At 65.9% G+C, this 23550-nt stretch carries 27 protein-coding genes and 1 tRNA gene; 17 read left to right on the top strand and 11 right to left on the bottom strand.

Going from position 1 to position 23550, the window contains the following annotated elements; all coding sequences use genetic code 11:
- Positions 1-106: 106 nt before the first annotated feature.
- The 5 genes from MXB90_RS06810 to purB form a co-directional block, all read right to left on the bottom strand.
- The gene (locus MXB90_RS06810) at positions 107-250 is read right to left on the bottom strand and encodes a hypothetical protein (RefSeq protein WP_250042759.1); all 144 of its coding nucleotides are present in this window, start codon (positions 248-250) and stop codon (positions 107-109) included.
- A 2-nt stretch (positions 251-252) separates the two neighbouring features.
- Positions 253-1257, bottom strand: coding sequence for a type I glyceraldehyde-3-phosphate dehydrogenase (gap, locus tag MXB90_RS06815; RefSeq protein ID WP_250042761.1), 1005 nt, complete (start codon positions 1255-1257; stop codon positions 253-255).
- Between the two features lie 262 nt (positions 1258-1519).
- On the bottom strand, positions 1520-2608 hold the full coding sequence (locus tag MXB90_RS06820; RefSeq protein ID WP_462982233.1) for a flagellar motor switch protein FliG: 1089 nt from the start codon (positions 2606-2608) through the stop codon (positions 1520-1522).
- 62 nt (positions 2609-2670) lie between these two features.
- Positions 2671-2823: a hypothetical protein gene (locus tag MXB90_RS06825; protein ID WP_250042763.1), complete on the bottom strand. Its 153-nt coding sequence runs from the start codon at positions 2821-2823 to the stop codon at positions 2671-2673.
- A gap of 107 nt (positions 2824-2930) precedes the next feature.
- Positions 2931-4235: an adenylosuccinate lyase gene (gene purB / locus MXB90_RS06830; RefSeq protein ID WP_250042766.1), complete on the bottom strand. Its 1305-nt coding sequence runs from the start codon at positions 4233-4235 to the stop codon at positions 2931-2933.
- 79 nt (positions 4236-4314) lie between these two features.
- Here purB and MXB90_RS06835 point away from each other — a divergent pair, with 79 nt between their 5' ends.
- The 5 genes from MXB90_RS06835 to MXB90_RS06855 all read left to right on the top strand — a co-directional run bounded on the left by MXB90_RS06835 (position 4315) and on the right by MXB90_RS06855 (position 6943).
- Entirely contained in the window at positions 4315-4722 is a 408-nt protein-coding gene (locus MXB90_RS06835; protein ID WP_250042768.1) for a DUF6314 family protein, read from the top strand.
- Between the two features lie 212 nt (positions 4723-4934).
- A complete protein-coding gene (gene rpsF, locus MXB90_RS06840) occupies positions 4935-5342 on the top strand; it encodes a 30S ribosomal protein S6 (protein WP_250042771.1) in 408 nt (135 codons plus the stop codon).
- Positions 5343-5369: 27 nt separating this feature from the next.
- The gene (rpsR, locus tag MXB90_RS06845) at positions 5370-5597 is read left to right on the top strand and encodes a 30S ribosomal protein S18 (RefSeq protein WP_068765176.1); all 228 of its coding nucleotides are present in this window, start codon (positions 5370-5372) and stop codon (positions 5595-5597) included.
- Between the two features lie 12 nt (positions 5598-5609).
- On the top strand, positions 5610-6188 hold the full coding sequence (rplI, locus tag MXB90_RS06850) for a 50S ribosomal protein L9 (RefSeq protein WP_250042773.1): 579 nt from the start codon (positions 5610-5612) through the stop codon (positions 6186-6188).
- A gap of 158 nt (positions 6189-6346) precedes the next feature.
- Positions 6347-6943, top strand: coding sequence for a hypothetical protein (locus tag MXB90_RS06855; RefSeq protein ID WP_250042774.1), 597 nt, complete (start codon positions 6347-6349; stop codon positions 6941-6943).
- Here the strand turns inward: MXB90_RS06855 and MXB90_RS06860 are convergent.
- Together MXB90_RS06860 and tig are read right to left on the bottom strand one after the other, a co-directional pair.
- The gene (locus MXB90_RS06860) at positions 6934-7263 is read right to left on the bottom strand and encodes a hypothetical protein (protein ID WP_250042777.1); all 330 of its coding nucleotides are present in this window, start codon (positions 7261-7263) and stop codon (positions 6934-6936) included. The two genes, MXB90_RS06855 and MXB90_RS06860, sit on opposite strands and share 10 nt — an antisense overlap.
- A gap of 234 nt (positions 7264-7497) precedes the next feature.
- Positions 7498-8832 carry a trigger factor gene (gene tig, locus MXB90_RS06865; protein WP_250042779.1) on the bottom strand — a complete coding sequence of 445 codons (1335 nt, stop codon included), beginning with the start codon at positions 8830-8832 and terminating at the stop codon, positions 7498-7500.
- Positions 8833-9032: 200 nt separating this feature from the next.
- Between tig and MXB90_RS06870 the strand changes: the two genes are divergently transcribed.
- Positions 9033-9293: a glycine zipper 2TM domain-containing protein gene (locus MXB90_RS06870; protein ID WP_250042789.1), complete on the top strand. Its 261-nt coding sequence runs from the start codon at positions 9033-9035 to the stop codon at positions 9291-9293.
- A 67-nt stretch (positions 9294-9360) separates the two neighbouring features.
- Here the strand turns inward: MXB90_RS06870 and MXB90_RS06875 are convergent.
- Both MXB90_RS06875 and MXB90_RS06880 read right to left on the bottom strand, forming a co-directional pair.
- Positions 9361-9445: transfer RNA gene (locus MXB90_RS06875), tRNA-Leu, on the bottom strand.
- 99 nt (positions 9446-9544) lie between these two features.
- Positions 9545-10402, bottom strand: a complete 858-nt coding sequence (locus MXB90_RS06880) for an NAD(P)H-hydrate dehydratase (protein ID WP_349665900.1) — start codon at positions 10400-10402, stop codon at positions 9545-9547.
- A gap of 338 nt (positions 10403-10740) precedes the next feature.
- Here MXB90_RS06880 and MXB90_RS06885 point away from each other — a divergent pair, with 338 nt between their 5' ends.
- A complete protein-coding gene (locus tag MXB90_RS06885; RefSeq protein ID WP_250042791.1) occupies positions 10741-11079 on the top strand; it encodes a P-II family nitrogen regulator in 339 nt (112 codons plus the stop codon).
- Positions 11080-11155: 76 nt separating this feature from the next.
- A complete protein-coding gene (gene glnA / locus MXB90_RS06890; protein WP_250042793.1) occupies positions 11156-12565 on the top strand; it encodes a type I glutamate--ammonia ligase in 1410 nt (469 codons plus the stop codon).
- Positions 12566-12635: 70 nt separating this feature from the next.
- Here glnA and MXB90_RS06895 read toward each other — a convergent pair whose 3' ends face one another.
- A complete protein-coding gene (locus MXB90_RS06895) occupies positions 12636-13643 on the bottom strand; it encodes a lysine-2,3-aminomutase-like protein (RefSeq protein WP_250043025.1) in 1008 nt (335 codons plus the stop codon).
- 345 nt (positions 13644-13988) lie between these two features.
- Here MXB90_RS06895 and MXB90_RS06900 point away from each other — a divergent pair, with 345 nt between their 5' ends.
- Positions 13989-14564: a YceI family protein gene (locus MXB90_RS06900; protein ID WP_250042795.1), complete on the top strand. Its 576-nt coding sequence runs from the start codon at positions 13989-13991 to the stop codon at positions 14562-14564.
- Positions 14565-14713: 149 nt separating this feature from the next.
- Here the strand turns inward: MXB90_RS06900 and MXB90_RS06905 are convergent, their stop codons facing one another.
- Positions 14714-15967, bottom strand: coding sequence for a cytochrome b/b6 domain-containing protein (locus tag MXB90_RS06905; protein WP_250042797.1), 1254 nt, complete (start codon positions 15965-15967; stop codon positions 14714-14716).
- 228 nt (positions 15968-16195) lie between these two features.
- Here MXB90_RS06905 and fabD point away from each other — a divergent pair, with 228 nt between their 5' ends.
- The 8 genes from fabD to MXB90_RS06945 all read left to right on the top strand — a co-directional run bounded on the left by fabD (position 16196) and on the right by MXB90_RS06945 (position 23469).
- Positions 16196-17125: an ACP S-malonyltransferase gene (gene fabD / locus MXB90_RS06910; RefSeq protein WP_250042799.1), complete on the top strand. Its 930-nt coding sequence runs from the start codon at positions 16196-16198 to the stop codon at positions 17123-17125.
- 164 nt (positions 17126-17289) lie between these two features.
- On the top strand, positions 17290-18027 hold the full coding sequence (gene fabG / locus MXB90_RS06915) for a 3-oxoacyl-ACP reductase FabG (RefSeq protein WP_250042801.1): 738 nt from the start codon (positions 17290-17292) through the stop codon (positions 18025-18027).
- 171 nt (positions 18028-18198) lie between these two features.
- A complete protein-coding gene (locus tag MXB90_RS06920) occupies positions 18199-18432 on the top strand; it encodes an acyl carrier protein (protein WP_068765186.1) in 234 nt (77 codons plus the stop codon).
- A gap of 116 nt (positions 18433-18548) precedes the next feature.
- Entirely contained in the window at positions 18549-19100 is a 552-nt protein-coding gene (gene thpR, locus MXB90_RS06925) for an RNA 2',3'-cyclic phosphodiesterase (protein ID WP_250042802.1), read from the top strand.
- A 116-nt stretch (positions 19101-19216) separates the two neighbouring features.
- The gene (gene fabF / locus MXB90_RS06930; protein WP_250042803.1) at positions 19217-20479 is read left to right on the top strand and encodes a beta-ketoacyl-ACP synthase II; all 1263 of its coding nucleotides are present in this window, start codon (positions 19217-19219) and stop codon (positions 20477-20479) included.
- Entirely contained in the window at positions 20479-21648 is a 1170-nt protein-coding gene (gene mltG, locus MXB90_RS06935; RefSeq protein WP_250042804.1) for an endolytic transglycosylase MltG, read from the top strand. The genes fabF and mltG overlap by 1 nt, the downstream gene beginning before the upstream one ends.
- Before the next feature lie 200 nt (positions 21649-21848).
- A complete protein-coding gene (locus tag MXB90_RS06940) occupies positions 21849-22172 on the top strand; it encodes a hypothetical protein (protein ID WP_250042805.1) in 324 nt (107 codons plus the stop codon).
- Positions 22123-23469 carry a DNA-packaging protein gene (locus MXB90_RS06945; RefSeq protein WP_250042806.1) on the top strand — a complete coding sequence of 449 codons (1347 nt, stop codon included), beginning with the start codon at positions 22123-22125 and terminating at the stop codon, positions 23467-23469. The genes MXB90_RS06940 and MXB90_RS06945 overlap by 50 nt, the downstream gene beginning before the upstream one ends.
- Positions 23470-23550 lie beyond the last annotated feature (81 nt).

Consider the following 23550-nt stretch of genomic DNA (forward strand, 5'->3'; position numbering starts at 1 on the left):
TTGGGCCAAGAAGAAGCCCGCGGGTCTTTTCATCTTGAAGAAGTCCGCGGGTCCTTTCATCTTGCCGAAAATACCTCGGGGGTGCGGGGGCGGCGCCCCCGTTACGTCAACGCCAAAAGGCGACGTAAGACACAAGATCCAGAAATTTCCGCGCAATAAACAGGAAACCGCCCCCGCCGTTGGCCAGGCCATCGACAAGGGCGATCAGCACGATCAGGGCCGCGAGGCCGAAGGCGACGCGGTTGGGCATGGTTATTGCAGCAGGCGCCCCATCGCGGCGGCGACATCGGCCATCCGGCACGAGAAGCCCCATTCATTGTCATACCAGGCCAGCACCCGCACCAGCTTGCCGCCGGTGACCTTGGTCTGGTCGGGCGCGAAGATCGAGGAATAGGGGGTGTGGTTGAAGTCGATCGAGACCTTGGGTTCCGGGTCATAGGCCAGCACCATGCCCATGTAGCCCTGGGCGGCCTCGCGCACGATTTCGTTGACTTCGTCCTTGGTCACCGACTTGCCGGCGATGAAGGTCAGGTCCACGGCCGAGACATTCGGGGTGGGCACGCGCAGCGCGGTGCCATCCAGCTTGCCGGCCAGTTCGGGCAGCACCTCGCCGATCGCCTTGGCAGCACCGGTCGAGGTGGGGATCATCGACATGGCGGCGGCGCGGGCGCGATACAGATCCTTGTGGCGGCGGTCCAGCGTCGGCTGGTCGCCGGTGTAGGAATGCACCGTCGTCATGATGCCCGATTCGATGCCGATCGTGTCGTTGAGCACCTTGGCCAGCGGCGCAAGGCAGTTGGTGGTGCACGACCCGTTCGACACGACCAGGTGTTCGGGCAGCAACTGGCGGTGGTTCACGCCATAGACCACGGTCTTGTCGGCATTCTTGGCCGGGGCCGAAACCAGCACGCGTTTCGCGCCGCGGGTCAGGTGCACGGCGGCCTTGTCGCGGTCGTTGAACTTGCCGGTGCATTCCAGCACGACATCGACTCCGTCCCAGTTCAGTTCCTCGGGGTTGTAGGTCGACATCACCTCGATCGGGCCGCGGCCCAGGTCCAGCGTATTGCCGCTGACCTTGACCGGACCGGCGAAGCGGCCATGCACGCTGTCGTATTTCAGAAGATGGGCATTCGTCTCAATCGGGCCGGTGGCGTTGATCTTGACCACCTGCACGTCGTTGCGCGATGCTTCGGCGATATGGGCCAAGGTGCAGCGGCCGATGCGGCCGAAGCCGTTGATCCCGATGGTGACGGTCATGTGCGCTCTCCAAATTCTGCGACGCCAGATGCTGCAGGGCCGGGGCCCGCGGCATTGTTCCTGAACCCGGATACCATGGCCTGAGCGTTGGGAAAACCCGTGTGCACAAGGTGATAGCGGAAACATCCCGCCGTTGGCGATAACGTGAGCGGGGCAAGCGCGCGTCCGCGCGCCCCGCCGCCTGTTCGGCCCATTCATCGTTAGGCAGTTTGGGTCGGGGAAATGGGGTGAGTCGGCCCATCCCTATGCCCGGCGCAAGGGGTCAGTCGCTGTCTTCGGCCACCAGGAACAGCTCGCCCGCCGCCTCCATTCCCCGGATCGCGGCGACGATCGCGGCCATCGCCTCTTCTGCGTCCTTGTCCTTGACCTTGCCCAGATTGGCCATTTCGTCGCGCAGGCCGGCGGCCATGCGCTGGGACATGTTGGAAAGGATGAATTCAGCCGATTTTTCATCGGCCGCCCCCTTTGCGCCGGCCAGCGCGGTGACCAGTTGGGCCTGATCCACCACGCGCAGGATCCGGGGAATGTCGCGCGGGTCGATGCGGGTGGGGATGTTGGTGAAGGTGAAGATCGCCTTTTTCACCTGATCGGCAAAGACCTGATCGTCTTCTTCCAGACCCTTGAGCACGGCATCGCGCGTGGCGGCGGGTGAATAGTTCAGGATCGCGCCCACGCGTTCGACCGGGCCGGTGTCGAAGGCCTTGGGCGGGATCGCATCCAGTTGTGCTGCGATCGCCTGGCCGATGCGTTGCACCGTCTCGGGGGCGACATTTCCGGTCAGCGACACCGCATAGGCCACGCGGCGCGCCTTTTCCCCCGGCAATTTCCCCAGAAGTTCCGCGGCCTTGGCGACCGACAGCTTGGACAGCATGACGGCCCCCACCTCGATGCTTTCCTCTTCCAGGATCGGCAGCAGCATATCAGCCGAAAGCCCCGAGATCCGGTCCCAGGGATCGCCGCGGCCGCTTGCGCCGGCCATCCGGCGCAGCCGGTTTGCCGCCGAGGCCGACAGATGCCCATCCAGCAGCGACAGCGCGCCATCCAGCCCGCCGGGGAAGGACAGGCCCACTGATTCCAGATGGTGGCAGAATTCCTCGACGACCGACGACAGCGTGTCGCGGTCGACCATCCGCATTGCGGCGATTTCCTCGGTCAGGCTGGTCTGCATATCCTCGGGCAGGTCGGCCAGGGGCAGCCGCGCCCCTTCCGACATCAGCAGACGCACGATCACGGCGGCCTTTTGGCGCCGCGACAGGCGCGGGGTCGCAAAGACCGACCCCATTGGCCGCCCGGGCGACCCCGCCGGGGACGATAGCTGGCCAAGACCGTTCAGCGGTGCGATTGCGTTCACAACATCCTCCGTCGTGCATTCCGAAGGGAAGGCTCGCACAGAGGCGTTAAGGCGCGGTTACGTCAGCTGGACTGAAGCACACAGGCCTTGCTGGCGCTGTCCCAGACCTGACCTTGCGGGCAGGACATGGCGGCGTGGGTTTCGCTGCAGCGGGCATTGGCGCTGGCGGTCATCGGCACAAGGGCCAGCAGGGCGGCAAAGAAAAGACGGGTCATCGTGATCTCCCTGATCGCTTGGAACTACAGCAGACCACGATTCCCGGTTTACGCAAAGTCACGCGACCGTGAGGCCGGTCGCGTGACCCATCAGACGCAGGGGCCGATCAGGCGCCGAAGACGCGGGCGAAGATCGTGTCGACGTGTTTGGTGTGATAGCCAAGGTCGAATTTTTCCTCGATCTCGGCAGGGCTTAGCGCGGCGGTCACCTCAGGGTCGGCCAAAAGCTCGGTCTTGAAATCCGCACCCTGTTCCCAGACCTTCATCGCGTTGCGCTGGACCAGACGATAGCTGTCTTCGCGCGACACGCCCGCCTGGGTCAGCGCCAGCAGAACCCGCTGCGACATCACCAGCCCTTTGAACTTGTTCATGTTTTTCAGCATGTTGTCAGGGTAGATCACCAGCTTTTCGACGACACCGGCCAGCCGGTTCAGCGCGAAATCCAGCGTGATGGTGGCGTCAGGCGCAATGCCGCGTTCAACCGAGCTGTGCGAGATGTCGCGTTCGTGCCAAAGCGCCACGTTTTCCATCGCCGGGATCACCGCCATCCGCACCAGACGGGCAAGGCCAGTCAAATTTTCGGTCAGCACCGGGTTGCGCTTGTGCGGCATCGCGCTGGACCCCTTCTGGCCGGGGCTGAAGAATTCTTCGGCCTCCAGCACCTCGGTGCGCTGCATGTGGCGGATTTCAGTGGCGATATTCTCGATGCTGCTGGCGATCACGCCCAGCGTGGCAAAGAACATCGCGTGACGGTCGCGCGGGATGACCTGCGTGCTGATCGGCTCGGGGCGCAGGCCCAGCATCTTGCAGACATGTTCTTCCACCGCGGGGTCGATGTTGGCGAATGTGCCGACCGCGCCGGAAATCGCGCCGGTGGCCACTTCCCAGCGGGCCTTTTCAAGACGGTTCTTGTTGCGGTCCATTTCCGCATAGAAGCGCGCGAAGGTCAGGCCCATCGTGGTCGGTTCGGCGTGGATGCCGTGGCTGCGGCCGATGCGGATGGTGTCCTTGTGTTCATAGGCGCGCTTTTTCAGCGCGGCCAGAACCTTGTCCATATCGGCCAGAAGGATGTCGGCGGCGCGCACCAGCTGGATATTCAGCGTGGTGTCCAGCACATCCGAGGAGGTCATGCCCTGATGGACAAAGCGCGCATCCTCGGACCCGATGTGTTCGGCCAGATGCGTCAGGAAGGCGATCACGTCGTGCTTGGTGACGGCCTCGATCTCATCGATGCGGGCGACGTCGAATTCCACATCCTTGGCGCGCCAGACGGCTTCGGCATTGGCCTTGGGGATCACGCCCAGTTCGGCCTGCGCGTCACAGGCATGGGCCTCGATCTCATACCAGATCTTGAACTTGGTCTCGGGCGACCAGATGGCGACCATTTCGGGGCGGGCATAGCGCGGGATCATCGGCGGGCCTTTCGGTTGTGGCGGGGTTGGCGGGCTAATAGACTGCGTGGGGGACTGGGGCAAGGAAAAGGGGGCGCCGATGGTGCCGGCATTGGCGGATTTCGAGGGGCGCTGGCGGCTGGTGCGGATGATCCGGCAGGCGGATGGCCAGACGATGCGGTTTCAGGGCGAGGCGGTCTTTGCGCCGGTCGCCGGGGGTTTGCGCTATCGCGAGGCGGGCGTGCTGGTGATCCCGGGCGAGGGCACGCTGCGGGCCGAGCGGGACTATCTGTGGCGCGATGCGGGCGGGCGGATCGCGGTGGATTACGCTGACGGGCGGGCGTTTCACGATTTCGACCCCGCTGATCCGCAGGCGCACCACCGCTGCGACCCCGACGATTACCGCGTGCGCTATGATTTCGCGCGCTGGCCCGATTGGCGGGCGGATTGGGCCGTGACCGGGCCGCGCAAGGATTATGCGATGACCTCGGATTACACGCGCGGCTGAGGCCGGGCAGGGGGGCGCTGCCCCACCTCGGGCTGCGCCCTCACCCCCCGGGATATTTGGGCAAAGTCGAAGGGGATTTGCCTTGCAAGGGGGGCGCGGTTCCCCTAAAAGCCAGTATCCTTCCGCATTCACGAAACCGGCGCAGCCTCTCGTGGCGGGGCGCGGAAGGGGTGACCCGCCTATGAAGCGCGCCTGCAAAGACAGGAGCACACATGCCGCTTTACGAGCATGTCCTCATTGCGCGTCAGGACCTTTCCAACGCGCAGGCCGAAGGCCTGGTTGAACATTTCTCCACCGTCCTGGCGGATAACGGCGGCAAGGTCGTCGAATCCGAGTACTGGGGCGTGAAGACCATGGCCTACAAGATCAACAAGAACCGCAAGGGCCATTACGCCTTCCTGAAAACCGACGCGCCCTCGGCCGCGGTGCAGGAAATGGAACGTCTGGCCCGTCTGCATGACGACGTGATGCGTGTGCTGACCGTGAAGGTCGATGCGCATGAAGAGGGCCCCTCGGTCCAGATGCAGAAGCGCGACGAGCGTGGTGAGCGCGGCGAGCGTGGTGATCGGGGTGACCGTGGCGAGCGCCGCGAGCGTTCCGACCGCGGCGACCGTCGCTGATCCGGCCTGAAGGAAAGGACATAATCCATGGCGAACAAACCGTTTTTCCGCCGCCGCAAAGTCTGCCCCTTCTCGGGCGAAAATGCGCCGAAGATCGACTACAAGGATGTGCGTCTGCTGCAGCGCTACATCAGCGAGCGGGGCAAGATCGTGCCCGCCCGCATCACCGCCGTTTCGGCCAAGAAACAGCGTGAGCTGGCCCGTGCGATCAAGCGCGCCCGCTTCCTTGCGCTGCTGCCCTATGCCGTGAAGTAAGGAGAGAGGCACATGCAAGTCATCCTTCTGGAACGTGTGGCCAAGCTTGGCCAGATGGGCGAGGTCGTGAACGTCAAGGACGGTTACGCCCGCAACTTCCTGCTGCCGCAGGGCAAGGCGCTGCGCGCCAACGACGCGAACATCAAGTCGTTCGAGACCCGCAAGGCGCAGCTGGAAGCGCGCAACCTGGAAACCCGCAAGGAAGCCGAAGCACTTGGCGAAAAGCTGGACGGCCAGCAGTTCGTGGTGATTCGGTCCGCCTCGGATTCGGGCGCGCTTTATGGGTCGGTCACGCCGCGTGACGCGGCCGATGCCGCCACCGCCGCGGGCTTCAGCGTTGACCGCAAGCAGGTCGTGCTGATCGCGCCGATCAAGTATCTGGGTCTGCACACCGTGTCGGTCTTGCTGCATCCGGAAGTCACCGTCTCGATCGCGCTGAACGTCGCGCGTTCGGCCGAAGAGGCCGAGCTGCAGGCGTCGGGCAAGTCGATCCAGGAACTGGCCGCCGAGGCCGAGGCCCAGGCAGAATTCGAGATCGCCGAACTGTTCGACGAAATCGGCGCTGCCAACGAGCACGAAGACGAGCGCTGATCGCGCCAACACAGCTATCAGACCGCGCCCTTCGGGGCGCGGTTTTCGTTTGTGGGTCGGGGGCCTTGTGGGGGCTGCCCATATCTCATACTGATAGGAAGCCGTCGTCTGGCGCAGGCCAGGACACCCCGTCACCCCAGGTTCTCACCGAGTTGAACATGAGCACAGGCCGGACCCACGCGCTGCGCACCGGTGCCCTTTCGTTGGCGCTTGTTCTGAGTTTTACGGTAACGTCCGAGGTGCTTTATCCGCTGCAGCGCCTGTTTGTGCCCGAAACCTGGCAGATCTTTCACGTTCTGTATCTGCCCCATGCGGTGCGGGTGATTGCGGCCTGGCTGTTCGGCTGGGCCAGCATCCTGTATCTGGCGCCGGGCACATTTCTTGTCATTTTGATCTGGGACCCGGTGGCGGCCAGTGGTTGGCAAGCGGCGGTGGTCTATCTGGCGGTGAATGTCGCGTCACCGCTGACCTTTCAGCTGCTGTGCATGGGGCGCGGGGCGCCGACCGTGCCGAGGCGGCGGGCGATGAACTGGCGCGGGCTGGTTCTGGCGGGCCTGATCGCGGCGCTGATGAACGCGCTGGCCCTTGTGGCGATGGCCGGATCACAGCTGTTCCCGGCGCAGCTTCAGGTGATGCTGGGCCTTGTTCTGGGCAATGTGCTGGGCATTGTCGTCAGCCTGTTCCTGTTGCTGGCGCTGTTTCGTGCGAACGAAAGGCGCCTGCTGGCCCCGGGGCGGGGGCGCGATCAGGCGTGACTGGTGCCTGCGCGCGGGCCCAGAACATAGGCGCGGGCGCGGGTTTTCGGCGCGCGCGCGACAAAGCCTTTGTCGATCAGTGACCGCAGGCCGCGGTGAAAGGTCGGCGTCGGGATCTTGGCGCAGAGCGAATGCTTGCGGATCGCCTCGGACCGGATGACGCCGTCGCTGTCGACCGCCAGCAAACGCACCGCATACAGGATGTCGAGTTCGTTTTGCGACAGGGTGTCGATCCCCAGATCGCGCTCAAGACCGAACAGCAGCTCTCGCAAACGCGCTACGCTTTCGAAGCGTTTGGTGCTGAAATTCTGATCGTCCATCATAGGATCACCCTGAAATACTGGTATTCGCACACGGCAACCGTGCCGTGGGTTCTTGATACTGGCAGCCTTTCATCAGGTTTTCAATTGCAACTCAACCGCGAAATTGGCCGCGGACGGCTTGCGGCAAGGCTGCGCCAATTTGCGCCGATCGGCCGGGGCGGCGGGCGACCGCGCGCATGAAAAAGGCCGCGCCCGAAGGCGCGGCCCGATGCCTGGATAAGGCGCGTGGGATCAGAGTTCGTCCAGCGCTTCGATCGCTTTTTGCAGATCGTCCTTCGAGACTTCCTTGTCCGAAACTTCGGCGCCCGAGACGATGAAATCCACCACCTTGTCTTCGAAGATCGGCGCGCGCAGCTGCTGTTGCATCTGGGCGTTCTGCTGCACGAATTCGAAGAAGGCGCGTTCCTGGCCCGGATACTGGCGCGCCTGGTTCAGCACGGCCTGGGTCATTTCGGCGTCGGTCACCTCGACCTTTTCCTTGCGGCCGACTTCGGCCAGCAACAGGCCCAGACGCACGCGGCGTTCGGCCAGTTTCTTGTGCTCATCCGTCGGCTCGATCGACCCGTGGTTATGGTCGTGAACCTCGGGGTTTTCCTCGTGCCACAGCTGGTGGGCGATCTGGGCGGCCTCGGCCTCGACCAGGCTGGGGGGCAGATCGAATTTCACCTGGGCATCCAGCTGATCCAGCAGCGCGCGCTTCATCACCGCGCGGGCGGCGCCTTTGTATTCGGCTTCCAGACGTTCGGCGATCTGCGCCTTCAGCGCGGCCAGATCCTCGGCGCCATAGCGCTTGGCCAGTTCATCGTCGAGTTCGGCCGGTTTTGGGGCCTTCACCGCCTTGACCGTGCACTTGAACACGGCGTCCTTGCCGGCCAGATGCTGCGCGCCATACTGTTCGGGGAAGGTGACCTTGACCTCAACCTCTTCCTCGGCCTTGGCGCCGACCAGCTGCTCTTCGAAGCCCGGGATGAACGAGCCCGAACCCAGCACCAGCGGATAATCCTCGCCCTTGCCGCCTTCGAAGGCTTCACCGTCGACAAAGCCTTCAAAGTCGATCACGACCTGATCGCCGTCCTTGGCCTTGGTGCCCTTCTTGCGGTCTTCGAAATTCTGGGCGTTCTTGGCCAGGTTTTCCAGCGCCTCGGTGACCGCGGCTTCTTCGGCCTTCACGGTCAGGCGTTCCAGCTTCAGGCCCTTGAGGTCGATTTCCGGGATCTCGGGCAGCTTCTCATACGAGACGTTGACCACGACATCCATGCCTTCTTTCCAGCTTTCGCCGTTTTCCATTTCGATCTTCGGCTGCATCGCGGGGCGGTCGCCGGACTTTTCGAAATGATCGTTCATCGCGCCATCGACGGCTTCCTGCATCGCATCGCCCAGAACGCGGGCGCCGAATTGCTTGCGCAGCATCGGCAGCGGCACCTTGCCCTTGCGGAAGCCCTTGATCTCGACCTCGGGCTGCGCCTCGATGAGTTTCGCGGTGACTTTCTCGTCCAGCTCGGCGGCGGTGACGGTGATCGTGTAGCCGCGCTTGAGGCCTTCGTTGAGGGTCTCGGTGACCTGCATTGGCATTCCTCTGTGTCTTGGGCCGCCTCACGCGGCATCGTGCAAAATCAGCCGCCCTTCTATTGGGCGCGGGCTTTGGTGGCAAGGCGAAAACGGGGCCGGGCCGCGCATTCGGCGCGGCTGGGAACCGGATCGGGGGCTGGCGCGTTATGGGCCCGTGACGCCCCCGGGGCGCTACCTTCACAACAAGGAGAGATCTGATGACCCGTTTCCTGTTCCTTCTTCCCGCGCTGGGTCTGCTTGCCGCCTGCGAAGACCCGGCCCAGTCGGCCCTGGCGGGGGCGGCCACGGGGGCCGTGGTGGGCGCGGCGGTGGCCGATGATGACGACCGCTGGGCGGGGGCTGCCATCGGCGGCACGCTGGGCGCGATCGCGGGCGATTACATCGGGCGCACGCAGGATGGCAAGCAGTGTGTCTACCGCGATGCCTATGGCCGCGAATATGTCGCCGCCTGCCCGTAAGCGCGGCCGCTGACACCCGCGTGCAACGCGTGATCGGTGGCGGGGCTGGGGATGATGCTGGGGGTGATGGTGCGGGTGGAGGGACTTGAACCCCCACGCCTTGCGGCGCCAGAACCTAAATCTGGTGCGTCTACCAGTTTCGCCACACCCGCACTGCCCGCCTTCTAGCAAGTGCTTGCGGCGGGTGCGAGGGGTAATTTGCACCTGTGGCCCCGGTTTTCAGCGCGTGGGCCAGCGGGCAGTGGGCGGTGCTACAGCCCCAGGTCGCGGAACAGGCCCGGGATCTGTTCGGGCAGATCCTCGGCGATCAGGCCGGGGCCAAAACGGCGCGCGGCCTCGGCATGTAGCCAGGTTGCGGTGCTGGCCGCCGCCACGGTTTGTAGGCCGCGGGCAAGAAGCCCCGCGATCAGCCCCGCCAGCACATCGCCCGACCCGGCGGTGGCAAGCCAGGGCGCCGCGCGCGCGCCGGTGGCGTCATGCACCGACGGTTCCACGCCGGGGGCCGCGATCACCGTTTGCGCGCCTTTCAGCAGCACCGTGCAGCCCGTCCGATCCGCCGCCGCCGCAGTGGCCCCGACGCGCGCGTCAAGCCCCGCCCCCGGCAGCGGCGCGGCCAGATCGGGGAAAAGCCGCGCGAATTCGCCCAGATGCGGGGTCAGAACCACGTCGGGGTGCAGCAGCGTGAACAGATGGCCGGGGTCGTCCTCAAAGGCCGTCAGCGCATCGGCATCCAGCACCGTGGGTCGCGCGCCCCAAAGCGCGGCGGGCACCATTTCCTGCGCGCGCGCCAGGCCCAGCCCGGGCCCCAGCAGCAGCGCCGTCAGCCGCCGGTCTTGCAGCAGACCGCGCAGCGAAAAGGAATCGGGCAGGGCGGTCAGCATCACCGCCGTCAGTTGCGCCGCGTTTTCATCCAGCGCGCGGGGCGGGCAGGCCAGCGTCACCAGCCCCGCCCCCACACGCAGCGCCGCCCGCGCCGCCAGCCGCGCCGCCCCGCCCTTGCCGGCCCCCCCCGACAGGATCAGCGCATGGCCGTGGTCGTATTTGTGCTGCGCCTCGGCCTTGGTCAGGGCCTGGCGCATCTGGTCGCTCAGCGTGATCGGGTGGGGCATGAAACCTCCGTCAGGGGCGGCAAATGTCGGTCACCATGGCCATACCCCCTTGTCCTGAGGATTTGGTGAACGGCGCCCGGGCGGGGGCGTTTCGGACGGCGGGCGGTCCGATGCCCGGAATCGGGGGCGATGGCGCAGAATTGGGCGATGGTCAGAAATTCAGCCATTTTGCCGCCCCCGGATTTCAATTTCCGCCCGATTTTCGTGCAACATGCACAAATTTTAATCATTGTGGCGGGATTCCCGCAGCCCGGCCCGATGCGACAAGGCTAACCGATTGCCGGGGGGCGGGGAAAGTGGTGACTGGGGACAGAACGGAAGTCAGACGGAGTCGACCGATGAAAAAGGTTGAGGCGATCATCAAGCCCTTCAAACTCGATGAGGTGAAAGAAGCGCTGCAAGAGGCCGGGATTCAGGGCCTTTCGGTGATCGAGGTCAAGGGCTTCGGCCGTCAGAAGGGCCATACCGAGCTATATCGCGGGGCGGAATATGTTGTCGACTTCCTGCCCAAGGTGAAGATCGAGATGGTCCTGCCCGACGATCTGGTCGAACCCGCGATCGAGGCGATCGTCGCGGCGGCACGGACCGAAAAGATCGGCGATGGCAAGATCTTTGTGTCGCCCGTCGAACAGGCGATCCGCATCCGCACCGGCGAAACCGGCGACGATGCACTGTGAAATCCGCGCCGCGAACCCGGCGCTGTGAACTCTTGGGCCGCGGCCCGACCCCCATGCTCTGATGAAAGGGTAGACCATGAGCAAGATCAAGGATGTGCTCCAGCTGATCAAGGATGAAGACATCGCCTATGTCGATGTGCGCTTCACCGATCCCAAGGGCAAACTGCAACACGTGACGCTGGATGTGGATCTGGTCGATGAGGACTTCTTTGAAGAAGGCTTCATGTTCGACGGCTCGTCCATCGCGGGCTGGAAGTCGATCGACCAGTCCGACATGAAGCTGATGCTGGATCCGGCTTCGGTCTATATCGATCCGTTCTACGCCGAAAAGACGCTGTGCGTACATTGCAACGTAGTCGAGCCCGACACCGGCGAGCCCTATGCCCGCGACCCGCGCGGCACCGCGCTGAAGGCCGAGGCCTATCTGAAATCGACCGGCATCGGCGATACGGCCTATTTCGGCCCCGAGGCTGAATTCTTCGTCTTTGACGACGTGCGCTATTCCGTCACCCCGCAGAAGGTGGCCTATCAGATCGACGCGGTCGATGCGGCCTGGAACACCGATACCGAATACGAAATGGGCAACCAGGGCCACCGTGCCCCGCTGAAGGGCGGCTATTTCCCGGTCAACCCGATCGACGCGGGCCAGGATCTGCGGTCCGAAATGCTGTCCACGATGAAGCGCATGGGCATGAAGGTGGACAAGCACCACCATGAGGTCGCCACCGGCCAGCACGAACTGGGCCTGATCTTTGGCGGGCTGACCGAACAGGCCGACAACATCCAGAAATACAAATACGTCATCCACAACGTGGCCCATGCCTATGGCAAGTCGGTCACCTTCATGCCCAAGCCGATGAAGGGCGACAACGGGTCGGGCATGCATGTGAACATGTCGATCTGGAAGGATGGCAAGCCGCTGTTCGCGGGCGACAAATATGCCGATCTCAGCCAGGAGGCGCTGTGGTTCATCGGCGGCATCCTGAAGCATGCCAAGGCGCTGAACGCGCTGACCAACCCGTCCACCAACAGCTACAAGCGCCTGATCCCGGGCTTTGAGGCCCCGGTGCTGCGCGCCTTTTCGGCCCGCAACCGGTCGGGCTGTGTCCGGATCCCGTGGACCGAATCGCCCAAGGCCAAGCGCGTCGAGGCCCGTTTCCCCGATCCGGCAGCCAACCCCTACCTGGCCTTTGCCGCGCTGCTGATGGCCGGTCTGGACGGCATCCGCAACAAGATCGACCCGGGCCCGGCCTCGGACAAGGATCTGTATGACCTGCCGCCCGAGGAACTGGCCGAAATCCCGACCGTCTGCGGCAGCCTGCGCGAAGCGCTGGAAGAGCTGGAAAAGGACATGGACTTCCTGCTGGCGGGCGATGTCTTCACCCGCGATCAGCTGGAAGCTTATATCGGGCTGAAGTGGGAAGAGGTCTATGCCTATGAACACACCCCGCATCCGGTTGAATATGCGATGTATTATTCCTGCTAAGGGATTGCATGACCACGAAAGGGCGCCTTCGGGCGCCCTTTTTCTTTACCGCGCGGGCCTTGTGCGGCGGTCAGGCCGGATCGTCATAGCGGTGCAGCCCGCCTTTCGGGTCGCGCACCTGCCAGCTGCCGTCCGGGGATTGGGTCAGATAGCCGGGCCCGATCGGCACCTTGCCAAAGCCGCCGGGGATATCCAGCACATAGGTCGGCATCGCCAGCCCCGAGATGCGGCCCCGCAGCGCCGCCATGATCGCCTGACCCTCGGCAATCGTGGTGCGGAAATGTCCGGTGCCGCGCGCCAGATCGCAATGGTGCAGGTAATAGGGCTTGACCCGGTTGCGCACCAGCATGCGGAACAGATCGGCCAGCGTGTCGGCATCGGCATTCACGCCGCGCAACAGCACCGTTTGTGACATCAGCGGCACCCCCGCATCCGCCAGCCGCGCCAGCGCCGCGCAGGCCGCGGGCGTCAGTTCGCGCGCGTGGTTGGTGTGGATCACCATGCTGACCGCCGGGCGCACCTTCAGCGCCGCGATCAGCGTAGGCGTGATCCGCCCCGGCGCCACCACCGGCACGCGGGTATGAAAGCGCACCGCCCCGATATGCGGGATGTCCGCCAGCCGGGCCAGAATGTCGCCGATGCGCCGCGCCGACAGGCTAAGCGGGTCGCCCCCGGTCAGGATCACCTCAAAGATGTCCGGCGTTGCCGCCAGATAGGCCATGACCGCATCCAGATCCTGCGCGGGCAGGGGGCCGTCGCTGCCCACGGTTTCGCGGCGGAAGCAGAACCGGCAATAGACCTCGCAGCTTTGGGTGACATGCACGATCACCCGGTCGGGATAGCGATGCGTCAGCCCCGGCACCGGGCTGTGGGCGTGATCGCCGATCGGATCGGTCAGTTCCTCGGGGCGGATCAGCGCCTCGCGCGGGTCGGGGACGAATTGCGCGGCCACCGGATCGGTGCCGGGATCGGTGGCGATGGCGGCGCGCATGTCCGGCGTCAGGCGGATGCGGAACTGCGCCGCGATCGGGTCCAGCGCCGCAGAGTGATCGGCGCGCACCAGCCCGTCGCGGACCAGATCCGCAACGCTGACAGAGGCGCGATCGGCGGCGCGATCGGGCGCGCGATCTGGGGCGCGATCGGCGGCGGTATCGGGCGGGGTCTGGTTGCGCACGGGGCCGGCTGTCCTGTGACGGGTTGGGCCGCGGCGCTTGGCCTGCGGCGGATCGCAGCCCCCTTAGCGGGATGGGCGGCGCGGCGCAATCGGCAAGCGGCGGGAGGCCGCGAATTGTGCGCATCGCGGGAAAGGCGCGCCCTTCTGCGCAGGCGTGAACAGACTTTGTTTGCGCGTGCAGAATTGCGGGTCGTGTATAGCGGGCGCATGTTCCACCGGCCACCATTCATCCGAATAGGAGTCTCTGTGATGAAATCCGTTTTTCTTGCTGCCGGTCTGGCCTTTGGCCTGTCCACCGCCGCGCTGGCCGCGCCGGAACAATATGTCCTGGACCCGAGCCACAGCCAGATCGTGTTCAGCTATAACCACCTGGGCTTTTCCACCACCACGGGCATGTTCTCGGGGTTCGAAGGCACGATCCAGTTCGATCAGGAAGACCCGGCCGCCTCGTCGGTCAGCGTGTCCTTCCCGGCCAAGTCGATGATCACCGGCTGGACCGCGCGCGACGAACATTTCATGTCGCCCGACTTCTTCGGCGCCGATGACGCCGAAATGGTCAGCTTCACCTCGACCGCGATTGAGGTGACGGGCGAAAAGACCGCGCTGATCACCGGCGATCTGACGATCAATGGCGTGACCAAGCCGGTCGTGCTGGACGCCGTGCTGAACCAGGCGGGTCAGCACCCGATGGAAAACAAGCCCTGGGCGGGCTTCTCGGCCACCACCTCGGTGCTGCGGTCGGATTTCAATCTGGGCATGTTCGCCCCCTATATCAGCGACGAAGTCGCCATCCAGATCTCGATCGAGGCCGTCAAGGCCGAGTGATCGGGCGGTGTGTAACGAGTGTGCCTGTCTTGGTGCGTAAGAAGTTCCGGCCGCCAGGGGAAGCCCTGGCGGCCTTTTCAATGATATCAATGATATGTGGCGCGATGCTGCGGTGATGGATGCAGCGCGCCGTTGTGCCTGCGCCCCGATCACATCGCCGGACCGCTGCCGGTTGCGGGCGCGGTGCGGGTCGCGCGCAGGCCGATCGCCACCTCGACGGCAAAGCCCACGGTGGCCTCATCTGGATAGCTGGCGCCCATGCCGAAATCGCGCCGGTCCAGCGTGACGCGGCCCTGCATCTCGGCGCTGTCGCCCGCCACCGTCAGCTGGAAGGGCAGCGTCACGGGCATACTGACCCCGCGCAGCGTCAGCGTGCCGCTGGCCAGATGGGTCGCCCCGTCCGCGGTATCATGGTCCGCGGCATCATGGGGTGCCGTTATGGGGGCGATGGTCGCGGCAAAGACCGCGTTAGGATGGGTGGCGGTGTCAAAGAATTCCGCGCCTTTGGCCTGATCGCTGACGGCGCCCAGGGCAAGGGCGGTGGTGTCGATGGTCACGGTGACCTGACCCGCGCCGGTGGCGGGGTCAAAGTCGATCGAGGCGGTCCAGCGCGGTAGGCTGCCGGTGACGGCCGCGCCCATCTGGCGCAGGGTGAAATCCAGCGTGCCCTCGGCCACGGCCCAGCTGCCGGGCTGGGCGGTTTGCGGCATCGGCGCGGGGGCGGCGGCGGTCTGATCCGCGGGGGCGGCGGTCAGCACCGGGGCGGCGATCACCCCGGCCCAAAGCGCCAGCGCCGCCAGCGGGGTCAGCCATGCGGCGCGATGGCGCCCGGGCTGGCCCGCGGCCACGCCCCGCAGCATCCGCGCCAACGTCGCATCGCGGTCGATCAGCGCATGTTTCAGCGCGCCCGCGACATGCAGCCCGATCGCGGCATACAGCACCCAGGCCGCGCTGGCATGGATCAGCCCCGCGGCATGGGCCAGCCCCGCCGATTGCGGCACGAAGGGCAGGCCTTGGCCCAGCGGCCACAGGATCGGCGCATAGCCCGCCTGGGCCGCGTGATGCACCCAGCCCGAGGCGGGCATCACCAGCATCGCGCCGTAAAGCGCCCAATGCACGACCTCGGCCAGGGTGGTTTCCAGCCGCCGGTCGGGATGCAGCGCGGCCGGGCGGGGTTGCGTCAGCGCCCAGAGGATGCGGGCCAGCGCCACGCCAAATGCCGCGATGCCGATGGTCTTGTGCAGCGAAAAGACGCGGATCGCGGCGGCGGCCTGCGCATCCGATCCGGTGGGTAGGCTGGCGCCGTAAAGCCCAAGGGCGATGGCCGTGGCGATCAGCAGCGCGGTCAGCCAGTGAAAGGCGCGCGCGATGCCGCCATAGCTTTGTTGGGTGTTGGACAGCATGGGATTTCGGGTCCGGTATGAAGACGTTTTCAGGCGCAACCTAGACGCGCGCGGGCGCGCCGCCCATCGCCGCAGGTGCACAGGTTCTGTGCGACAGGGCGGCGCCCTGCGCGGGCGCCGGGTGAACTTGTGCGGGCCATCGCGCGCCTGGGATGTTGTGCCGGGGGGGCAGGTTCGCTAGACCGGGGCAAATCTGGTGCAGGCCGATCAGGGCCAGAGGAGGATCGCATGAGCAGGGCATTCGTATTTCCGGGGCAGGGCGCGCAGGCCATCGGCATGGGCCGCGCCCTGGCCGAGGCCTATCCCACCGCGCGCGCGGTGTTTGACGAGGTGGACGCGGCGCTGGGGGAAAAGCTGTCCGCGCTGATCTGGGACGGGGATGCGGCGGAACTGACGCTGACCGCCAATGCCCAGCCCGCGCTGATGGCGACCTCGATCGCGGCGCTGCGCGCGCTGGAGGCGGAAGGTTTCACGGTGACGGATGGGGCCTTTGTCGCGGGGCATTCCCTTGGCGAATATTCCGCGCTGTGTGCCGCGGGCGCGCTGACCCTGTCCGATACCGCGCGGCTTTTGCGTCTGCGCGGGCAGGCGATGCAATCGGCGGTGCCGGTGGGCGTGGGGGCGATGGCCGCCCTTCTGGGGCTGGATTTCGAAACCGCCACCGCGGTCGCGGCCGAGGCCGCGCAGGGCGAGGTCTGTCAGGCCGCCAATGACAACGACCCCGCGCAGGTGGTGGTGTCGGGTCACAAGGCCGCCGTGGAACGCGCGGTCGAGATTGCCAAGGGTCGCGGTGCCAAGCGCGCGGTGATGCTGCCGGTGTCGGCCCCCTTCCATTGTGCGCTGATGCAGCCTGCCGCCGATGCGATGGCCGCGGCGCTGGCCGATGTGGCGATTGCCGCACCCGCCGTGCCGCTGGTGGCCAATGTGCGCGCCGAGGCGGTGAGCGACCCCGAGCTGATCCGCAAGTTGCTGGTGGAACAGGTCACCGGGTCCGTGCGCTGGCGGGAATCGGTGGCCTGGATGGTGGGCCAGGGCGTGACCGAGTTCTGGGAAATCGGCGCGGGCAAGGCGCTGTCGGGCATGATCCGGCGTATCGCGCGCGAGGCCGAGTGCAAGGCCGTCGGCACGCCCGAGGATATTGCGGCGCTGAAGGGCTGAGGGTTTGCCCGTGGCTGGGCGCCGGGGGCTTCGCGCCCCCGGACCCCCGCGGGATATTTGGACAAAGCCGAAGGCAGGCCCCGCGGGGCCGGGCTTGGGCAAATCTGTAGTCAAGGGGCGCGTGCGCTGGTATGAGGCGCGCAAGCCATCGAACGGGGGACATCATGTTTGATCTGACGGGAAAATGCGCGCTGGTCACCGGGGCCTCGGGCGGAATCGGGGGCGAGATCGCGCGGGCGCTGCATGGGGCGGGGGCGACTGTTACCCTGTCGGGGACGCGTGAGGCGCCGTTGCGCGCCTTGGCCGAAGAGTTGGGCAGCCGCGCGCATGTGGTGGTGGCGAACCTGTCGGACGCGGCCTCGGTCGAAGGCCTGCCGAAGGCGGCCGCCGAGGCGATGGGAGCCTTGGACATTCTGGTCAACAATGCCGGCATCACCCGCGACAATCTGTTCATGCGGATGTCGGATGAGGACTGGCAGTCGGTGATCGATGTCAACCTGACCTCAAGTTTCCGGCTGATGCGCGGGGTCTTGCGCGGCATGATGAAGGCGCGCTGGGGGCGGATCGTCAACATCACCTCGATCGTGGGGCAGACCGGCAACCCGGGGCAGGGCAATTATGCCGCGGCCAAGGCGGGGCTGGTGGGCATGTCGAAAAGCCTGGCGCAAGAGGTGGCCAGCCGCGGCATCACCGTGAACTGCGTGGCCCCCGGCTTTATCGCCACCGCCATGACCGACAAGCTGAACGAGGAGCAGAAGGCGCGGATTGCCACGCAGATCCCCGCCGGGCGCATGGGCACGCCGGCCGAAATCGCCGCCGCGGTGCTGTATCTGGCCAGCCCCGAGGCAGGTTATGTGACCGGCGCGACACTGCATGTGAACGGCGGAATGACCATGGTCTGAGCCACCGCCCGCCGCTTGCGAAACGGCTTGCCTTGGGGCATGACTGTGCTATTAGCGGCGGGACTTGCCGGGGGGCGATCCTTCGGCTGCCTTGCGCAAGCGGGGCGCTTGAGCCGCTCGGAACGAGCAAGGAAGTGACAGGGCTGCGGCCCTCGAATTTGAGGAATGAACATGAGCGACATCGCTGATCGCGTGAAGAAGATCGTCGTGGAGCATCTGGGCGTGGAAGAAGACAAGGTCACCGAGACCGCGTCCTTCATCGACGATCTGGGCGCCGACAGCCTGGATACCGTGGAACTGGTCATGGCCTTCGAGGAAGAGTTCGGCATCGAGATCCCCGATGACGCCGCCGAGACCATCCAGACCTTTGGCGATGCGGTGAAGTTCATCTCGGAAGCCGTCTGATCGCTTGCCGATCGGAGCTTGCGGCGCCCCTTGGGGCGCCGTTTTCATTTTGGGGTTCCCGAAGGCGCGCGGCTTTGGCAGGGTGCGGGCGGTAGGGTGGCAGATTGGGGGGCGTGATGCGGGCTTTCGTGGCCATCGAACTGCCCGAGGCGGTGATTGACCAGATCGTCGCCGTGCAGGAGCATTTGCGCGCGGGCCGCCACGTCGAGGCCGACAATCTGCATCTGACGCTGGCCTTTCTGGGCGAGCAGAGCGACAGCGCGATGGTGGCGGTGGATGAGGCGCTGCAGGCGCTGCGCGCGCCGGGATTCGATCTGGAACTGGCCGGGATCGACACCTTTGGCGGGGATGCGCCGCATGTGGTCTATCTGGGCGCGCGGCCCAATCCGGCGCTGGAGGCGTTGCATCGCAAGGTGATGGCGGCGCTGCGTGGCGCGGGGCTGGATCTGGGGCGGGTGCGGTTTCGCCCGCATGTGACGCTGGCGCGGTTCGGCCGCCGGCTGGACGGGGTGGAGCGCGACCGGCTGGGGCGGTTCCTGTCGGCCCATGCCGATGCGCATCTGGTGCCGTTTGCGGTGGATCATTTCACGCTTTTCCGCTCGATCCTGGGCAAGGGGGCGCCGGTGCATCAGGCGCTGGCCGATTATCCGCTGGGCACGGTGGGCTGAGGCGGGCTTTGGCCGGGTGCCTGATCTGGGCCCCGATCTGTTGCCCCGATCTGTTGCGCGGTGGGCCGGGCGCGTGTATCAACGCGCGGACAGAGGGTTAACCGGAGAGGTCGGGCATGCGTCGGGTTGTCGTCACGGGGTTGGGAATGGTCACGCCGCTGGCTTGCGGTGTCGAGGAAACCTGGTCGCGGCTGCTGGCCGGGCAATCGGGCGCGGGCCCGATCACGCGCTTTGACGCCAGCAATGTGGTGACGAAATACGCCTGCGAGATCCCGTTTGGGGATGGCAGCGATGGCACCTTCAACCCCGACGACTGGATGGAGCCGAAAGAGCGCCGCAAGGTCGATGATTTCATCCTTTATGGCATGGCGGCGGCCGATCAGGCGGTGCGCGATGCGGGCTGGATGCCGCAGGATGAGGAAAGCCGTCTGCGCACGGGCGTGATGATCGGGTCCGGCATCGGCGGGCTGAGCACGATTGCGGAAACGGCGGTGCTGATCAAGGAAAAGGGCCCCAAGCGCGTCAGCCCCTTCTTCATTCCGGGCGCGCTGATCAACCTGATCTCGGGTCAGGTCAGCATCCGCTATGGCTTCAAGGGGCCGAACCATGCGGTGGTGACGGCCTGTTCCACAGGCGCGCATGCGATTGGCGATGCGGCCCGGCTGATCATGCTGGGCGATGCCGATGTGATGCTGGCGGGGGGCGCGGAAAGCCCGATTTCGGAAATCGGGATTGCGGGGTTCAACGCCTGCAAGGCGCTGTCGACCAAGCGGGCCGATGATCCGACGGCGGCCAGCCGGCCCTATGACGCGGACCGCGACGGGTTTGTGATGGGCGAGGGCGCGGGCGTGGTCGTGCTGGAGGAATATGAACACGCCAAGGCGCGCGGGGCCAAGATTTACGCCGAGGTTCTGGGCTATGGCCTGTCGGGCGATGCCTATCACATCACCGCACCGTCCGAGGATGGCGATGGCGGCTTCCGCAGCATGAGCGCGGCGATTGCGCGCGCCGGGATCACGCCTTCGGAGATCGATTACATCAACGCGCATGGCACCAGCACCATGGCCGACACGATTGAACTGGGCGCGGTTGAGCGGCTGATGGGCAATGCCGCGGCCACGGCCACGATGTCGTCCACCAAGTCGAGCATCGGGCATCTGCTGGGTGCGGCGGGCGCGGTCGAGGCGATATTCTGCGTGCTGGCGATCCGCGACCAGATCGCGCCGCCGACGCTGAACCTGGACAACCCGGCGGTCGAGGCCAAGCTGGATCTGGCGCCGCTGAAGGCGGTCAAGCGCAAGATCGACGTGGCGCTGTCCAACAGCTTCGGCTTTGGCGGGACGAATGCCAGCCTGGTGCTGGGCAAGGTTCGCGGCTGATGTGGCGGCACATCGTTTCGAACTTTCTGACGGTTCTGGTGGTGGTGCTGATCGCCGTGGGCGGGGCTGTCGCCTGGGCGAAGAAGCAGTATCAGGACCCCGGACCACTGGCGCAGGCGGTTTGCCTGCAGGTCGGGCGGGGGGCCAGTTTCTCGGCCGTGTCCGATGATCTGGTGGCGCAGGGCGCGATCCGGTCGGGCTATATCTTCCGGGCGGGGGCGGATTATGCGGGCAAGGCGGATGATCTGAAGTTCGGGTCCTATCTGATCCGGCCCGGGGCCTCGATGTCCGAGATCGTCGATCAGATCACGGCGGGCGGCCCGTCAACCTGCGGGACCGAGGTGAACTTTCGCATCGGCGTCAATGCCAATGACGTGATCCTGCGCGAGCTGGACCCGGCGACGGGGCGCTATGTCGAGAAGGTGAAGTTCGATCCTGCGGCGGAAGCGGCGCCGGCGGAATTCATTGATGTTGCGGGCAAGCCCGACACCCGGCTGCGGGTGACGCTGGCCGAGGGGGCGACCAGCTGGCAGGTGGTCGAGGCGCTGAAGCGGGCTGATTTCCTGACCGGCGATGTGGCGGAAATCCCGGCCGAGGGCAGCCTGGCGCCCGACAGCTATGAGGTGGCGCGCGGGTCGGAACGTGCGGCGCTGTTGGCGGAAATGCAGCGGCGTCAGGCAGTTATCCTGGACACGGCCTGGGCGGCGCGGGCCGAGGGGCTACCCTATCAGACGCCGGAACAGGCGCTGACAATGGCCTCGATCGTGGAAAAGGAAACCGGCGTGGCGGATGAACGCCGCCAGGTGGCCAGCGTTTTTGTGAACCGGCTGGAACGGGGGATGCGGCTGCAGACGGACCCGACGGTGATTTATGGCGTGACAGAGGGCAAGGGCGTGCTGGGGCGCGGCCTGCGCCGCAGCGAGTTGGACCGGGCGACACCCTACAACACCTATATCATCGAGGGGCTGCCGCCGACGCCGATCGCCAACCCGGGCCGGGCCGCGATCGAGGCGGCGCTGAACCCGGATCAGACCGAATATCTGTTCTTTGTGGCCGATGGCACGGGCGGGCATGCGTTCGCGGTGACGCTGGATGAGCACAACCGCAACGTCGCGCGCTGGCGCGAGATCGAGGCGCAGCAACAGCAGGAAGCGCCGGCAGACAATTGATAACGTTGAAAAACCCGGGGTTTGGCCCCGGGTTTTTTCGGGGCGCGCGGTGCAACCTTGAATTTAAAGCTTGACTTAGAGAACGCCTTAAGGTAGAAATATGACATGCTAGGAGAAGTGGGCAAGCGGCACGGGGAAACCCGGCGCCGCTTTTTCATTTCGCTCGTGCGGAACAGGCATGAGAGGCGGGACCAGCACATATGAAAATGACTTTCTCGGACGAGGAAGCGGCTCCGGCGGATTTGCTGGCGGAGACGGAAGTTCTGTATCGGGAGATCGCCGCCGAGCTTGCGGCCGCCATGGACCGGGTCCGGCGGGGTGAGATCGGCGAGGCCAAGGCCGCCATGCAGGCGGTCAAGGACCTGCGCGCGGCCTTCCAGATGGTGATGGATGAAAGGACCAGGGTTGAGAAACTTCGCAAACAGGTTGCCGGATGCGTCCGCGACCATGCGCTCGACTTCGACGCGGCGCGCGATGAGATCGGGCGCCGCCTGGCTTGCCTGCGCGACGCCGCAGGAGGTTGACGGCTTTCTGGACGGGCTGGGGGACAATGCGCTTCTGGCCCTGCCGTGGATCTTTGAATTCTGGGCGCTGCCGCATCAGTTGCCCCCCGAGGGGGCCTGGAAAAGCTGGGTGATCATGGGCGGGCGCGGTGCGGGCAAGACCCGGGCCGGGGCGGAATGGGTGCGCGCGCAGGTGGAAGGCGCGGGCCCCACCGACCCCGGCCAGGCGCGGCGCGTGGCGCTGGTGGGGGAAACCTTCGACCAGGTGCGCGATGTGATGGTGTTTGGCGACAGCGGCATCCTGGCCTGTTCGCCGCCCGACCGGCGCCCCGAGTGGGAGGCGGGGCGGCGCCGGCTGATCTGGCCCAATGGCGCGACGGCACAGGCGTTTTCCGCGCATGAGCCTGAGGCGCTGCGGGGGCCGCAATTCGATGCGGCCTGGGTCGATGAGTTGGCCAAGTGGAAGAAGGCCGAGGAGACCTGGGACATGCTGCAGTTCGCGCTGCGGCTGGGCGATCATCCGCAGCAGGTCATCACCACGACGCCGCGCAATGTGGGGGTGCTGAAGGCGATCCTGAAGAACCCCTCGACGGTGGTGGCGCATGCGCCGACCGAGGCGAACCGGGCCTATCTGGCGGCGTCTTTCCTGGAGGAGGTGCAGGCGCGCTATGCCGGCACGCGGCTGGGCCGGCAAGAGCTGGAGGGGGTGCTGCTGGAGGATGTCGAGGGCGCGCTGTGGACCACCGCCGCGCTGGAGGCGGCCCGGGTGGACCGCGCGCCCGATCTGGACCGGGTGGTGGTGGCGCTGGACCCGGCGGTCAGTGGTCATGCCGGGTCGGATGAATGCGGGATCGTGGTCGTGGGGGCGGTGACGCGGGGCCCGGCGCAGGATTGGCGCGCGTTTGTGCTTGAGGATGCCTCGGTCCGGGGGCGGCCCACGGACTGGGCGCGCGCGGCGATTGCGGTGATGGAGAAATATGGCGCCGAGCGGCTGGTGGCCGAGGTCAATCAGGGCGGTGATCTGGTGGAAAGCGTGATCCGGCAGATCGACCCGCTGGTGCCGTTTCGCGCGCTGCGGGCGGGCCGGGGCAAGGGGCTGCGGGCCGAGCCGGTGGCGGCGCTGTATGAACAGGGCCGGGTCAAGCATCTGCGGTCGGCGCGTCTGGGCGCGCTGGAGGATCAGATGTGCCGCATGACGGTGCAGGGCTATGCCGGGCGCGGATCGCCCGACCGGGTGGATGCGCTGGTCTGGGCGCTGCATGAGCTGATCATCGAGCCCGCCGCGCATTGGCGCCGCCCGCAGGTGCGCAGGCTTTAGGCGCGACAGCAGGGTTCACGTGAAGGGTCGGGTTTCCGGCCCTTTTTTCATGCCCGGGCCCCGGGGGCCGCGGTGCTACGA

Origin of the sequence: Phaeovulum molybdatiresistens, assembly GCF_023544865.1 — a bacterium.
GTDB lineage: Bacteria > Pseudomonadota > Alphaproteobacteria > Rhodobacterales > Rhodobacteraceae > Pontitalea.